This is a genomic window from Pseudomonas sp. W3I7 (genome assembly GCF_030816095.1).
Classification (GTDB): Bacteria; Pseudomonadota; Gammaproteobacteria; order Pseudomonadales; family Pseudomonadaceae; genus Aquipseudomonas; species Aquipseudomonas salomonii.
Window position 1 is genome coordinate 3,972,932 of the sequence record NZ_JAUSXP010000001.1, and the last position, 14,934, is coordinate 3,987,865.

At 60.7% G+C, this 14,934-nt stretch carries 10 protein-coding genes; 9 read left to right on the forward strand and 1 reads right to left on the reverse strand.

The features are described from left to right. The first annotated feature begins 581 nt into the window (after window positions 1-581). The 5 genes from QF043_RS18280 to QF043_RS18300 all read left to right on the forward strand — a co-directional run bounded on the left by QF043_RS18280 (window position 582) and on the right by QF043_RS18300 (window position 7,759). On the forward strand, window positions 582-1,139 hold the full coding sequence (locus tag QF043_RS18280; protein WP_307419660.1) for a helix-turn-helix domain-containing protein: 558 nt from the start codon (window positions 582-584) through the stop codon (window positions 1,137-1,139). A gap of 11 nt (window positions 1,140-1,150) precedes the next feature. Next, a complete protein-coding gene (locus QF043_RS18285) occupies window positions 1,151-2,497 on the forward strand; it encodes a glutamine synthetase family protein (RefSeq protein ID WP_307419661.1) in 1,347 nt (448 codons plus the stop codon). 14 nt (window positions 2,498-2,511) lie between these two features. Next, window positions 2,512-3,612, forward strand: a complete 1,101-nt coding sequence (locus tag QF043_RS18290; protein WP_307419662.1) for a DNA alkylation repair protein — start codon at window positions 2,512-2,514, stop codon at window positions 3,610-3,612. Window positions 3,613-3,805: 193 nt separating this feature from the next. Then, window positions 3,806-5,665: a DUF3857 domain-containing transglutaminase family protein gene (locus QF043_RS18295; RefSeq protein WP_307421439.1), complete on the forward strand. Its 1,860-nt coding sequence runs from the start codon at window positions 3,806-3,808 to the stop codon at window positions 5,663-5,665. Between the two features lie 234 nt (window positions 5,666-5,899). Continuing rightward, window positions 5,900-7,759, forward strand: a complete 1,860-nt coding sequence (locus QF043_RS18300) for a DUF3857 domain-containing transglutaminase family protein (protein WP_307419663.1) — start codon at window positions 5,900-5,902, stop codon at window positions 7,757-7,759. A 133-nt stretch (window positions 7,760-7,892) separates the two neighbouring features. Here QF043_RS18300 and QF043_RS18305 read toward each other — a convergent pair whose 3' ends face one another. Further along, the gene (locus QF043_RS18305; protein ID WP_307419664.1) at window positions 7,893-8,786 is read right to left on the reverse strand and encodes a LysR family transcriptional regulator; all 894 of its coding nucleotides are present in this window, start codon (window positions 8,784-8,786) and stop codon (window positions 7,893-7,895) included. Between the two features lie 129 nt (window positions 8,787-8,915). Here QF043_RS18305 and QF043_RS18310 point away from each other — a divergent pair, with 129 nt between their 5' ends. The 4 genes from QF043_RS18310 (at window position 8,916) to QF043_RS18325 (ending at window position 14,931) form a co-directional block, all read left to right on the forward strand. Beyond that, the gene (locus QF043_RS18310) at window positions 8,916-10,562 is read left to right on the forward strand and encodes a GMC family oxidoreductase (protein ID WP_307419665.1); all 1,647 of its coding nucleotides are present in this window, start codon (window positions 8,916-8,918) and stop codon (window positions 10,560-10,562) included. A 65-nt stretch (window positions 10,563-10,627) separates the two neighbouring features. Further along, the gene (locus QF043_RS18315) at window positions 10,628-12,250 is read left to right on the forward strand and encodes an MFS transporter (RefSeq protein WP_138815512.1); all 1,623 of its coding nucleotides are present in this window, start codon (window positions 10,628-10,630) and stop codon (window positions 12,248-12,250) included. Window positions 12,251-12,408: 158 nt separating this feature from the next. Beyond that, the gene (locus tag QF043_RS18320; RefSeq protein ID WP_307419667.1) at window positions 12,409-14,358 is read left to right on the forward strand and encodes a DNA topoisomerase III; all 1,950 of its coding nucleotides are present in this window, start codon (window positions 12,409-12,411) and stop codon (window positions 14,356-14,358) included. Window positions 14,359-14,490: 132 nt separating this feature from the next. Continuing rightward, window positions 14,491-14,931: a CBS domain-containing protein gene (locus QF043_RS18325; RefSeq protein ID WP_069787309.1), complete on the forward strand. Its 441-nt coding sequence runs from the start codon at window positions 14,491-14,493 to the stop codon at window positions 14,929-14,931. The last annotated feature ends 3 nt before the right edge of the window (window positions 14,932-14,934 follow it).

The window sequence follows — 14,934 nt, forward strand, 5'->3', positions numbered from 1 at the left end:
GCGGGTGTCCTCATGAACCACCATCCGCCACGGGTCTGGGCCAATCAGACTCCCACGGCGTCGCCACTCCTGTGGCGAGGGAGCTTGCTCCCGCTGGGCTGCGCAGCAGCCCCAAAAAGGCTGGCCGAGTAACACCTGAACCAACGCGGTGGATCGAGTGGGGCCGCTTCGCAGCCCAGCGGGAGCAAGCTCCCTCGCCACAAAAGCTTAGGCAGCGGGTGTCCTCATGAAACACCATCCGCCACGGGTCTGGGCCAATCAAACTCCCACTGCGTCGCCACTCCTGTGGCGAGGGAGCTTGCTCCCGCTGGGCTGCGCAGCAGCCCCAAAAAGGCTGGCCGAGCAACACCTGAACCAACGCGGTGGATCGAGTGGGGCCGCTTCGCTGCCCAGCGGGAGCAAGCTCCCTCGCCACAAAAGCTTAGGCAGCGGGTGTCCTCATGAAACACCATCCGCCACGGGTCTGGGCCAATCAAACTCCCACTGCGTCGCCACTCCCTCGCCACAAAAGCTGTGCCACATCCATTGCCTTCGTGAAATAAATCCTGTAATTTTTCATGAAATTTATCGACATTAATTTCATGAATCACCAACAAGAACTCGAAGCACTGGCCGTCCTCATCCACGACCTGCGCAAGCACAAGAAACTCACCCTCGCCCAACTCGCGCAAAAAATCGAGCGTTCGGTGGGTTTCTTGTCCCAGGTCGAACGCGGCCTGTCGCGCCCTACCGTGGCCGATCTCACCGCCATCAGTCACGCCCTCGATGTGCCCACCACCTATTTCTATAGCCTGCCCAAACCCAAGGCGGTGGATTGGGTCACCCGCCCCAACGAGCGGCGCACGGTGTATTACGCCAATGGCATCACCGACATTCTGGTGTCGCCCAGCATGCATGGCGCGTTTTCGATGCTCGACAGCCTGTTGGCGCCCGGTGCCAACAGTGGCGAGCAAACCATGAGCGACCGCGCCGAGCAGGCCGGTTTTGTGCTGGAGGGCGAGTTGACGCTGTGGGTTGAAGATGAGACTGACCCGGTCACCCTCGGCCCCGGCGACAGCTTCCACCTGGCCAGTTTTGCCCATTGCCGCTACGCCAACCTGACTGATCTGCCCGCCCGCGTACTGTGGGTTTACAACTAGGAGCAACACCCGTGAAAAGCCAATCCTCCACGTTGCTGGCCGAAGTACGGACCTTTCGCCAGAACCACCCCGAGGTGCGTTACGTCGACCTGATCGCCCTGGACATTCCGGGGCATTTCTACGGCAAGCGCTATCCGGTGGAGATGCTTGAAAAAGTCGCCGCCGGCAGCCCGCTGAAGCTGCCGCAAAACGCCGTGCTGCTGGGCGCTCAGGGCGGGCTGTTCAAGATCGGTGATTATTGCTTTCACGACGGCGACCCGGATGCCAACCGCCGCCTGGTGCCAGGCACGCTCAAGCCGGTGAGCTGGGAAGCGCAGCCGCTGGGGCAGATGCTGATTACCTCGGATGGCACCGAAGCGCCGATTGAATTCGAACCACGTGAAGTGCTGGCCAAGGTGCTGGAACGCCTGCAGCACAAGGGCATTCACCCGGTAGTGGCGTTTGAGCTGGAGTTTTACCTGTTCGATAAAAAACTCGACGACGGCCTGCCGCAATTTGCCCGCGACCCCTTGAGTGGTGACGCTGACGACCAGCCCAACCTGCATATCGAGCGGCTGTTGCGCTTCAGTGAAGTGCTCGACGACATGGCGCAAACCGCCCAGGCCCAGGGCATCGACATCACGGTGATCACCGCCGAACTCGGCCCTGGCCAGTTCGAGATCAACTTCGGCCACTGCGACGACGGCCTGCGCGCCGCCGACTGGGCCGCGCTGTTCTGCCGCAGCACCCGTGGCGTGGCACTCAAGCACGGCTACCGCGCCAGCTTTATGGCCAAGCCTTACCTGCAATTTCCCGGCAGCGGCATGCATGTGCATGTCAGCCTGTATGACGGCGCGGGCAATAATTTACTCGCGGCGCATCAGCAGCAACCGCTGCGCCACGCGGTGGCCGGTTGCCTGGACTTGCTGCCGCACTGCATGCCGATCTTCTCGCCCAACCACAACGCCTTCCGCCGCTTGGGTGGCACCGTGAACGCCGCCACTCGCGCCAGCTGGGGCTTTGAAGACCGTGACGCCTGCGTGCGCATTCCCGAATCCGACCCGCGCAACCTGCGCATCGAACACCGCCTGGCCAGCGCCGATGCCAACCCGTACCTGGTGCTGGCAGCGATCCTGGCAGGCTTGGAGCATGGCCTGGAAGCCGGGCATGAACCCATCGCGCCGCTGAACGAGGACCGTAACAGCGGCGCCGACTTCCCCCTGGAAATGCTCGACGCCGTGCGCGCCATGCAGCATCAAGCGGTATTGCGCGATAAGCTGGGCGCCGAATTTATCGACGTGTACTGCGAAAACAAACGCCAGGACCACCTGGCCTTTCAACAAGAGATCAACGCGCGGGAATACCGCTGGTTTCTCTAACCCTGGAATCACCGATGACCGACCAAAGCGCCCCGGCCCTCAAGGAAATCTTCAACGTCGAACGCCTGCAACACATCGCCAGTGAAATGACGGCGGTGTACCCGGCGTTTGACGCCAAAGGCTTTCTAAAACACGCCAAAGCCGGGCTGGCCGAGTTGTCGGTGATGCAGCGCATGGCGCGGGTCAGTGAGAGCCTGCATGCGGTAATCCCACTGGATTACGCGCACACCCTCAAGCTGCTGTATGCGCTGGCCCCACGCTTGAACAGTGCATTTGTGTGCCTGTTCCTGTCGCACTACGTGGCCAGTTACGGCCTGAACGACTTCAAGCGCTCCATGGCCGCGCTCAAATACTTCACCGTGTTTGGCTCGGCCGAGTTCGCCATTCGCCCGTTCTTGTTGAACGACTTCGAGCGCACCCTGGCCGTGATGCAGCAGTGGTCGCTGGACGCCAACGACCATGTGCGGCGCCTTGCCAGTGAAGGCTCGCGCCCTCGCCTGCCCTGGTCTTTTCGCTTGGCGAAGGTGCAAGCCAACCCACAGCTGTGCGCCTCGATCCTGGATAACCTCCAGGCCGACAGCAGCCTGTATGTGCGCAAGTCGGTGGCCAACCACCTCAACGACATCACCAAGGACCACCCGGACTGGGTGCTCAGCCTGATCGAAGGCTGGAACCTGGACAACCCGCACACCGCCTGGATCGCCCGGCACGCCTTGCGCAGCCTGATCAAGCAAGGCAATACCCGCGCACTGACGATCATGGGCGCCGGCGCCAGGGCCGAGGTCAACATTCACCATCTGAAAGTCACACCGGCGGTGATCAAACTGGGCGAGCGGATCAACCTGTCGTTCAGCCTGGAATCCACTGGCGCCACTGCGCAGAAGCTGGTGGTCGACTACGCCATCGACTACGTAAAAAGTGCCGGCCATAGCGCGCAGAAAGTGTTCAAGCTCAAGGCCTTTACCCTGGGTGCAGGCGAACATCACGCCATTCGCCGCGAACAACATATCCGCGAGTTGACCACGCGCAAGCATTACGCGGGCAAGCATTGGGTGCATGTACTGGTGAACGGCGAAAGGCTCGGCAGCGCCGAATTTGAACTGCTAAAACCCTGACACAAAATCAAACAAAAGGCTCTAGCACGGGCCTTTCAGACACATTAATTGTCAGACAATCCTGGCTTTTGTTGTTGCGACCTATTATCATCCGGCGCCTTCTTACTACCCGTCGGGTAGTTGTTCCACTGTGTCACCCGAGGCGCCCATGTACCGTTTGTACCGTTTGTACCGTTTGTACCGTTTGTACCGTTTGTACCGTTTTTCGTTTCAACGCCCCTTGCTTGCCCTGAGCCTGGGGCTGGTTTCCCACGGTGTCAGTGCCGCCCTGCAACCCATGGCCGAAGCGCCGCTGGCCAGCGACACCGAGCTGCACTGCCACTTCAACCGCGACGCCAGCACCGACTGCACCACCACCCAGCACTACACCATCCTCAAGCCCAGCGGCCGCGAAATGCTCTCGCGCATCGACTTCGATTACTCCGAAGGCGACACCTTTGAAGTGATCAGCGCGCAATCCACCCAGCCGGGCGCCAAGCCGGTCGCGCTGGACGCCGCGCAAATCGACACACGCACCGCGCCCAACCCGGACCAGGGCTTCAGCCGTGACAAACAAACCTCCCTGGCCTTCCCGAACCTGCGCGTAGGCACGCAAATTCGCTACACCGTGCGCGAACGTCGCGCCGCCAAACCGCTGGTGACCCAGTTTCACTACGCAATCATGTTTGGCCCAAGCGCATTCCGGCGCGACCACGTGAAGGTGCGCTTTACCGCCGAACGTCCGATCCAGTGGCGCAGTGAGTTGTTCGACGGTTTCAAAGTAACGGCATCCGCCAACGGCAAGACCCTGGACGTGGTGCAAAAAAAGCCGACCTATCTCAATTACATCAACGAATCCTCCAGCGCCGCGCTGCAACGCATCCCGCGCCTGGAAGTGGGCAGCGCCCTGGACCGCCAGGCGTATTTCGGTGATTTTGCCCAGCGTTACAACCAGATCCTCGGTGCCAACCTGCCGGCGCAAGCGGCCGCTGCCGTAGCCGCCGCACGCAACCTGGCGCCGGCACAACAGGTCGAAGCGCTGATGCAGCACATCAACGACCACTACCGCTACCTGGGCGACTGGCGCGCTACCGAACGCGGTTATGTGCCGTTCAACCTGGCGGAAATCGAGCAGCATGGTTATGGCGACTGCAAAGACCTGGCGATCCTGCTGACCGCGATGCTCAAGGCCAGCGGCATCAAGGCCGAGACCGCCTGGGTCAGCCGTGGCGATGTGGCGTTCTCATTGCTGATCCCTGGCACCAACGCGGCGAACCACGCCATCGTGCGTGCCGAAGTCGATGGCCAGGTCTGGTGGCTCGACCCGACCAACCCGGTGTTCGCCCCCGGCCAGACCATGCCCGACATTCAGGACCGCTGGGTGCTGGTCAATGATGCTCAGGGCCAGGTACGCGAAGAACAGATCCCGCTGGAACGCCCGGAAATCACCCTGCGGCTGGACAAAAAAGTGCACTTCGACAAGCAAGGTAATGGCGCCACCCAGGCCACCATCACCTTCAGCCGCCTGCCGCTGATGCAAATGAGCGTCGCCGACCGCCAACAAGGCACCACCGCCACCGACCAGAACATCTGCGGCAACTTCGGCAACGAAATCAGCGACTGCACAATCACCCGCCCACCCACCGCCTTCGTGGTGCACGACGGCTACACCGTCAACGCCAGCATGAACGACCAACGCGCGCTGGAAAAGCTCGCGAACAACTACATCTACACCGACGAGTCACTCAAAGGCCGCTGGGATGGCTTCATCAACTACCGCCGCCATGACCAACAAGCCGACCTTTACCTGGGCAACCCGGAAACCTACGACTACCGCTTCACGCTGACCGGTGGGCAGATGGAAAAAGCCATCCCCGGCTGCCAGGTGCGCTCGCCGTGGTATGACCTGGATCTGGACGGCAAGCTTATGGATAACGGCCTGCAGTATCACTATCGCCTGAGCCAGAAAATACGCTGGCTGACCCACGCTGAAGTTTCCAGCGAGGCGTTTGGCAAGATGATCGACGAGGCGCGTGCGTGTGCTGAGCAGGTGCATCAGGTGGTGAAGCTCTAACCCCCCGTAAACACCAACTCTCTCTATCTCCCGGCAAACCTGGGGCGCATACGCAAAGCGCCCCATAACGACATTTGAACTGCACATTCGATAACGAAATCAGGAGCTGTCCTACAGCACGGCGACTACCAGCACATTACCTTCTAATGCGACTGCATCTTTCGTCGTTAGGGCGCATGACGCCCAGCGTTTTCTTGCTACCCCGTTGGGTAGTTGTTTCCAGCCAGGCCGCGTATGTACCTCTTCAAGTTTCACCGCCCTTTGACTGCCATCACTCTGGTGCTGGTGACCCATTGCGCATCCGCCGCGTTACAGCCCATGGCCGAAGCCCCCTTGGCCAGCGATACCACGCAGCACTGTCACTTCAATCGTGACAACAGCATCGATTGCACCGTTACCTATCACTACACCATTCTCAAGCCCAGTGGCCGCGAAATGCTCTCGCGAATCGACTTGGATTACGCCGAAGGTGACACGCTTGAAGTGCTCAGCGCGCAATCTACCCAACCGGGCGCCAAGCCGGTCAACCTGGACGCCACGCAGATCGACAGCCGCACAGCGCCTAACCCGGACCAAGGTTTCAACCGCTATAAACAGACCTCACTGGCCTTCCCGAGCCTGCGTGTCGGCACACAGATTCGCTATACCGTGCGCGAGCATCGTGCCGCCAAACCGTTAATAACCCAGTTTCACTATGCCCTTACGTTCGGCCCGAACGGAGACCGTCGCGACCAATTCAAGGCACGCTTTACCGCCGAGAAGCCGATTCAGTGGCGCAGCGAAAATTTCGATGGTTTCAATGTGACACGCTCAGCCGATGGCAAAACGTTGGACCTGGTGCAAAAGAAACCGACTTACCTCAACTACATCAATGAAGCTACCAACGCTGCAACACGCAAAAATCCGCGTATCGAAGTGGGCAGTTCCCTTGAACGCCAAGCGTATTTCGGTGCTCTTGCCCTGCGCTACAACCAGATTCTCAACGCCAGCCTGCCCACACAAAGTGCCGCAGCCGTCGCCGCCGCTCGCAGCCTGCCACCCGCGGAACAAGTCGGCGCGTTGATGCAACACATCAACGAGCACTACCGCTACCTGGGCGACTGGCGCGCTACCGAGCGCGGTTATGTGCCATTCAATCTGGACGAAATCGAGCAGCACGGCTACGGCGATTGTAAAGACCTGGCGATCCTGTTGGCCGCCATGCTCAAGGCCAGTGGCATCCAGGCCGAAACGGCGTGGGTCAACCGTGGGGAAGTGGCAGAATCGCTGCTGATCCCCGGTACCAGCGCACCGAACCACGCCATCGTGCGCGCCGAAGTCGACGGGCAAGTCTGGTGGCTCGACCCGACCAACCCGGTGTTCGCCCCAGGCCAGACCCTGCCCGACATCCAGGACCGCTGGGTGCTGGTCAACGACGCTGCTGGCCAGGTCCGTGAGGAGCATATCCCGCTGGAACGTCCCGAAATCACCAAGCACATGAACAAACAGGTGCATTACGACAAGCAGGGTAACGGAGCGACTCAGGCCACCATCGCTTTTAGCCGCATGCCGCTGATGCAACTGAGCGTCGCTGATCGCCAGCAAGGCAGCACCGCCACTGATCAGGACATCTGCGCAAATTTCGGCAATGGCATCAGCGATTGTAAAGTCACCCGCCAACCCACCACCTTTTTGGTTCACGACGGCTACACCATCACCGTTCAGATGAACGATCAACGCGCCTTGGAAAAACTGGCGGACGGCTATGTCTATACCGACCAATCGTTGAAAGACCGCTGGGACGGCTTCGTCAACTACCGCCGCCAAGGCCAACAGGGCGACCTGTACTTGGGTAACCCCGAAACTGTCGACTTCACCTTGACACTGACCGGTGGGCAGATGGAGAAAGCCATCCCCGGCTGCCAGGTGCGTTCGCCCTGGTATGACCTGGATCTGGACGGCAAGCTTATGGATAACGGGCTGCAGTATCACTATCGCCTGAGCCAGAAGAAGCATTGGCTGACTCATACGGAAATCGCCAGTGATGCGTTCGGCAAGCTGATCGACGAGGCGCAAGCGTGTGCTGAGCAGGTGCATCAGGTGGTGAAGCTCTAACAACTCACTGACACAACACAAACCCAATGTGGGAGCTGGCTTGCCTGCGATGAGTCCCTGTCAGTCAACGTGTTGGTTGAATGACACACCGCAATCGCAGGCAAGCCAGCTCCCACATTTTTATCCGGTTTCTTCAGTGGGTTTCGCCGAGCAGCAACCCTTGCTCCCGCGCGCACAACTCCACCACATAATCCCACAACACCCGCAACCGCACCGACTTGTGCAGCTCTCGGCGCGAGCTGATCCAGTAGCTTCGCTGGATGCTTTCTGCCGGCAGCAATGGCACCAGGTCCGGGTCGCCGGCGGCCATGAAGCACGGCAACACTGCAATCCCCAACCCCGAACGCGCCGCCTGGTGTTGAGCAATCACGCTGGTGCTGTGAAACACCACCTTGGGGTTGCGGCAAAAGCTGCTGAGGAACTTGAGTTCCTGGCTGAACAGCAGGTCATCCACGTAATCAATCCAGGCATGGGCGGCGAGGTCTTCACGCTTTTCGATCAGCGGGTTGCGCGCAAGGTAGGCAGGGCTGGCGTAGAGCGCCAAGCGGTAGTCGGTGAGTTTGCGCGTGACGAGTTGGTCGACGCTGGGGCGCTCAAGGTGGATGCTGATTTCCGCTTCACGGTTGAGAATGCTCACAAAGCGCGGCACCGCCACCAGCTCCACTTCCAGCCCCGGATAACGCTCGAACAGCCCGCCCATGCGGCTGGCGAGGAACATCACGCCCAACCCCTCGGCCACGCCGAGGCGAATCTTGCCCAGCGGCGCAGCGGAATGGGTGAGTTCGTCTTCGGCCAGCAACGCAACGTTTTCCATGGCTTCGGCGTGCTTGAGCAGCGCTTCTCCGGAAGGCGTCAGTTCGTAGCCTTGGGCATGCTGCACGAACAGCGCGGTGCCAAGGCTCTTCTCGATGGCCTCGATATGCCGGGCCACGGTGGCGTGCGTGGTTTTCAGGCGCTGCGCAGCGGTGAGCAGTCGGCCACTGCGTTGCAGCTCAAGAAAAAACCGCAGGTCATTCCAGTCGAACATGTCGCCTCCAATGCGAGAGCCTGAGCCGCGCTGTTTAAAAACGCACAGCAGCTGGGTAAAAACTAACATTTTTAAGACGAAAACTAACAACTAGGATGGGGCCAATAAGAAAAACAAGCGAGACCTCAGATGCCCATTGCAACTGCTGAATACGATTACATCGTCGTAGGCGCCGGCCCCGCAGGCTGCCTGCTGGCTAATCGATTGTCCGCCAACCCCGCCCACCGCGTGCTGCTGCTCGAAGCCGGTGGCCGCGACAATTACCCCTGGATCCACATCCCCGTCGGCTACCTGTTCTGCATCGGCAACCCGCGCACCGACTGGTGCTTCAAGACCGAAGCCCAGGAAGGCCTGCAAGGCCGTGCGCTGAGTTACCCACGCGGCAAGGTGCTGGGCGGTTGCTCGTCCATCAACGGCATGATCTATATGCGTGGCCAAGCCCAGGATTACGACGGCTGGGCCGCCGCAGGCAACCCCGGCTGGGCCTGGAAAGACGTGCTGCCGCTGTTCAAACAGAGCGAAAACCATTTTGCCGGCGGTTCGGAGTTTCACAGCGACGGCGGTGAATGGCGCGTGGAGCAACAGCGCCTGCACTGGCCGATCCTCGATGCCTTTCGCAATGCGGCGGCGCAAAGTGGCATCGCGCCGATCAGCGATTTCAACCAGGGCGACAATGAAGGCTGCGGCTACTTCCAGGTCAACCAGAAGGCCGGGGTGCGCTGGAACGCGGCCAAGGCGTTTCTCAAGCCGATCCGCCAGCGCCCCAACCTCACCGTGCTGACCGAAGTGGAAGTCGATCGCGTGGTGCTGGAAAACGGCCGCGCTGCGGCCGTGGTCGGGCGCCAGCATGGCCAGCAATCAAGCTGGAAAGCACGCAAGGAAATCGTCCTGTGCGCCGGCTCCGTCGGCTCGCCGGGTATCCTGCAACGCTCAGGGATTGGCCCATCCCATGTGCTCAAGCCATTGGGCATCAACGTGCTGCATGAACTGCCGGGTGTCGGTGGCAACCTGCAGGACCACCTGCAACTGCGGCTGATCTACAAGCTGGAAAACGCACGCACCTTGAACCAGATCGCCGGCACCCTGTTGGGCAAAATGGGCATGGGCCTGCGCTACCTGTATGACCGCAGCGGCCCATTGTCGATGGCGCCCAGCCAGCTCGGCGCCTTCGCCCGCTCCGGCCCGGAACAGACATCAGCCAACCTTGAATACCATGTGCAGCCATTGTCCCTGGAACGCTTTGGCGAACCGTTGCATGCGTTCCCGGCATTTACCGCCTCGGTCTGCGACCTGCGCCCGCAAAGCCGTGGCCGCATTGATATTCGCTCGGCCAACCCTGCGGACGCCCCCCTGATACGGCCCAACTACCTCAGCCATCCCGAAGATTTGCGCGTAGCCGCCGATGCGATTCGCCTGACTCGTCGCATTGTCGCCGCACCGGCCCTGAGCCAGTTCAAGCCGGTGGAATACCTGCCGGGCGACGCGCTGCAAACCGAAGAACAGCTGCATGAAGCCGCTGCACGCATCGGCACGACGATTTTCCACCCGGTGGGCACTTGCCGCATGGGCGATGACAACGATGCAGTGGTCGATGCCCAACTGCGCGTGCATGGTGTGCCAGGCCTGCGCATTGCCGATGCCTCGGTGATGCCACGCATTACATCCGGCAACACTTGCTCACCTACACTGATGATTGCGGAAAAAGCAGCGCAGCTGATGCTTTCGCCGAACACAAGGAGTCTCGCCCCGCAGAGAGAAACGCTTCATGCAATCTGAATAGCGGCGCCGCACCCGGCGCCGACAGTGGAACAACAATAAATAATCACTGTGAGGGATACCCGATGTCAGAACATGCTCAACCCCTGGGCTCGGCCGTCAAGGCGAGCACCGGCAGCGAATCAAGGAAAGTCATCTTCGCCTCGTCTTTAGGGACGGTGTTCGAGTGGTACGACTTTTTCCTCTACGGCGCCCTGGCGGCGGTGATCAGCAAGCAATTCTTTGCCGGGGTGAATGACACCACGGCGTTTATCTTTGCCTTGATGGCCTTTGCCGCAGGCTTTGTGGTGCGGCCGTTCGGCGCGTTGGTGTTCGGCCGCCTGGGCGACATGATCGGGCGCAAGTACACGTTTTTGGTCACCATCATCCTCATGGGCGTGGCGACCTTCTGTGTCGGGCTGTTGCCGACCTATGCCAGCATCGGCATTGCGGCGCCGATCATTCTGATCGTGCTGCGCATGCTGCAAGGCCTGGCGTTGGGCGGCGAATATGGCGGCGCAGCCACCTATGTGGCCGAGCACGCACCGGCCGGCAAACGCGGCCTGCACACCAGCTGGATTCAATCCACCGCCACCTTGGGCCTGCTGCTGTCGCTGCTGGTGGTGCTGGCTTGCCGTTACTTCACCGGCGACCAGTTCGAAGTGTGGGGCTGGCGCATTCCGTTCCTGTTCTCCATTGTGCTGCTGGGCATTTCCACCTGGATCCGCATGAGCCTGCATGAGTCGCCGGCATTCCTGAAAATGAAAGAGGAAGGCAAGGCGAGCAAGTCGCCGATCCGCGAATCCTTCGGCAAATGGGAAAACCTCAAGGTGGTGCTGATTGCGCTGTTCAGCATCAACGGCGGGCAGGCAGTGACCTTTTACGCCGCGCAGTTCTACGTGCTGTTCTTCCTCACGCAGTTCCTGAAGATGGACCCGGCCCTGGCCAATATGCTGCTGATCATCAGCGTGGTAATCGGCGCACCGTTCTTCATCCTGTTTGGCTGGTTGTCGGACAAGGTTGGGCGCAAACCGGTGCTGATGCTCGGCCTGCTGCTGGCCACCGCGCTGTACTTCCCGATCTTCAAAGGGCTGGCGCATTACACCAACCCGGCGATGGACCAGGCCAGCCACCAGGCGCCGATCACCGTATTGGCCGACCCGGCTACCTGCACCTTCCAGTTCGACCCGGTAGGCAAGGCGCGTTTTGACAGCCCGTGCGACAAGGTCAAGACCTTCCTGGTCAAACAGGGCCTGCCTTACAGCAGCGCCGCCGCGCCAGCCGGCAGCCCGGTGCAGGTGAGCGTGGGTGATGTGCGCATCGACGGTTACGACGAAGCGGCCCTGCGCGGCGCGGTGACCCTGGCCGGCTACCCGACTTCGGCGGATGTGGCGCAGGTCAACAAGGTGATGGTGGTGGTGCTGATCGTGGTGCTGATCCTGATCGCCGCCATGTGCTACGGCCCGCTGGCGGCGCTGATGGTGGAACTGTTCCCGACGCGTATCCGCTACACCTCGATGTCCCTGCCCTACCACATCGGTAACGGCTGGTTTGGCGGGTTCCTGCCGACCGTGTCGTTTGCCTTGGTGGTGTACACCGGCGATATCTTCTACGGCCTGTGGTACCCGGTGGTGGTGACCGGGGTGAGTTTGATTGTGGGGTTGTTCTGCCTGAAAGAAACCAAGGACGTAGACATCAATAACAATTGAGCCAGCTGCAAGCTGCAAGCGCCAAGTAAAAGCTGATCGGCTTCTACTTGCAGCTTGCAGCTTGAAACTTAAAGCTGTACATCCATACAGATAATGATTGCTCAATTGCCTTTGACTGAGCATCCTGCAAGGCATCGACCCGATTTGATGTGATGACCATGCGGCTGTACCTCTGTGAAAAACCCTCCCAGGCCAAGGATATCGCGGCCGTGCTCGGCGCCAGCCGGCGTGGCGACGGCTGCTGGCTGGGTAATGGGGTCACAGTCACCTGGTGCATCGGCCACCTGCTGGAAACCGCCCCGCCCGACGCCTACGACGCCAAATACAAGCGCTGGGTGCTGGCCGACCTGCCGATCGTGCCGGAAAAATGGAAGATGCTGGTCAAGCCCAAGACCGCCAGCCAGTTCAAGGCCGTCAAGCGTTTGCTCGGCGAAGCCCAGGAACTGGTGATCGCCACCGACGCCGACCGCGAAGGCGAAATGATCGCCCGTGAGCTGGTGGAGCATTGTCGCTATCGCGGGCCGATCCAGCGCTTATGGTTATCGGCGCTGGATGAAGCTTCCATCCGCAAGGCCTTGGCGGCCCTCAAACCCGGCGCCGAAACCTTCAGCCTGTACCACTCGGCCCTTGGCCGCTCGCGCGCCGACTGGCTGATCGGCATGAACATGAGTCGCCTGTTTACCCTGCTAGGGCGTCAATCCGGCTATCAAGGCGTATTGCCGGTGGGCCGCGTGCAAACCCCGACATTGCGCCTGGTGGTGGACCGCGACCGCAGCATCGCCGACTTTGTGCCGGTGGCTTACTGGGCCATTGATGTCGACCTGCGCCACGGCCCCATGACCTTCACGGCTCAATGGCGCGCCGCTGAGGATGCCTGCGACGATCAAGGCCGCTGTCTTAACCCGCAACTGGCTCGCGATGCCGCCGATGCGATGACCCACGCCGCCAGCGCCAGGCTGGTCAAGCTGCGTACCGAGCGCGTGCGCGAGGTGGCGCCCCTGCCCTTCGACCTCGGCACATTGCAGGAAATCTGTTCCAAAAAGCTCGGCCTCGGCGCCCAGGAAACCCTGGACATCGCACAGTCCCTCTACGAAACCCACAAAGTCATCACCTACCCTCGCAGTGATTGCGGCTACCTGCCGCTCAGCCAACACGGTGATGCGCCGAAGATCTTGGCCGCGCTGGCCCGCGCGGATGCGGCGGTGAACGAACTGATGGCGCATATCGACCCGCAACGCCGTTCGCGGGCCTGGAACGACGCCAAGGTCAGCGCGCACCACGGCATCATTCCTACGGGTGCCGGTAAGGATGTCGCGCAACTGGCCGGCAAGCACCGTGCGGTCTACACGCTGATTCGCGCACGTTACCTGGCGCAGTTCCTGCCCAACCATGAATACGATCGCACCCAGGCGGATTTCGACTGCGCAGGCCAAGCCTTGCGGGCGGTAGGTAAAGTCATCATCGAGCCGGGCTGGAAGCGCGCCCTGCCCGAGGCTCTCGCGCCCGCCAAAGGCCGCGAAGCCCCCGCACCGCAGGCCTTGCCGGCCTTGGTGCAAGGCCAGGATTATGCCGTGGCCAAGGTCAACCTCAAGGACCTGTGGACCCAGCCGCCCAAGCCCTTCACCGAGGGTGACCTGATCAAAGCGATGAAAAACGTCGCCAAACTGGTGCAAGACCCGCTGCTCAAGCAAAAGCTCAAGGACACCACCGGCATCGGCACCGAAGCCACCCGCGCCGGGATTATCCAGGGTTTGCTCGACCGGGGTTATCTGGTCAAAAACGGCAAGGCACTGTCGGCCACTCCGGCGGCGTTCAGCCTGATCGACGCGGTGCCGCGGGCGATTGCCGACCCAGGCACCACTGCGATCTGGGAGCAGGCACTGGACATGGTGCAAAGCGGAGAGATGAGCCTGGAAGAATTCGTCGCCAAGCAGGCGGCCTGGATGAGCAAACAAGTGGCACGCTGCAATGGCATGCGCATGACCATCACCGGTCCGGCCAGCCCGGTGGGCCGAGGCGCCACACCGTGGAAAAACAAACGCAAGGCCGCACCGCGCAAGACGACAGGCGCTCCAAAGCGGGCGAAAAAACCGAAAAGTGCCGGCTAAAACGCGAAATAAACCAGTGAATGACGTTTTTCGACGGGTTTAACGCCGCTTTGGGCCTTGCAGCGCTGTAGCCCGTCTAGGATTCTGTAAGGGACTCGCTGACTTCCTAACAACAACACCGGAGTGGCCGCCATGAAAACCGTTGCACAAGTGCTCAAAGCCAAGGACCAGAAGAATCAGGACGTGCATACCATCCAATGGGATCACACGGTGTTTGAGGCGCTGGTGCGGATGTCAGAGAAAAACGTCGGAGCCTTGCCGGTGGTCAAGGAGGGTGCCGTTGTCGGGATCATCAGCGAACGCGATTACGCACGCAAACTCATCCTCAAGGGCCTGTCGTCGGTCAAAACCCGGGTGGATGAGGTGATGAGTTCCCCTGTGATCACCGTTGATACCCATAAAAGTGTCGAAGAATGCATGAACATCATGACCGACAGTCACCTGCGCCACCTACCCGTGGTCGAAGACGGCAAACTGCTGGGCCTGCTGTCCATTGGTGACTTGGTAAAAGAGGCCATTGCCGAACAGGCCGACCTGATCAAACAGCTGGAGCAGTACATTCGCGGCGAATAGGGG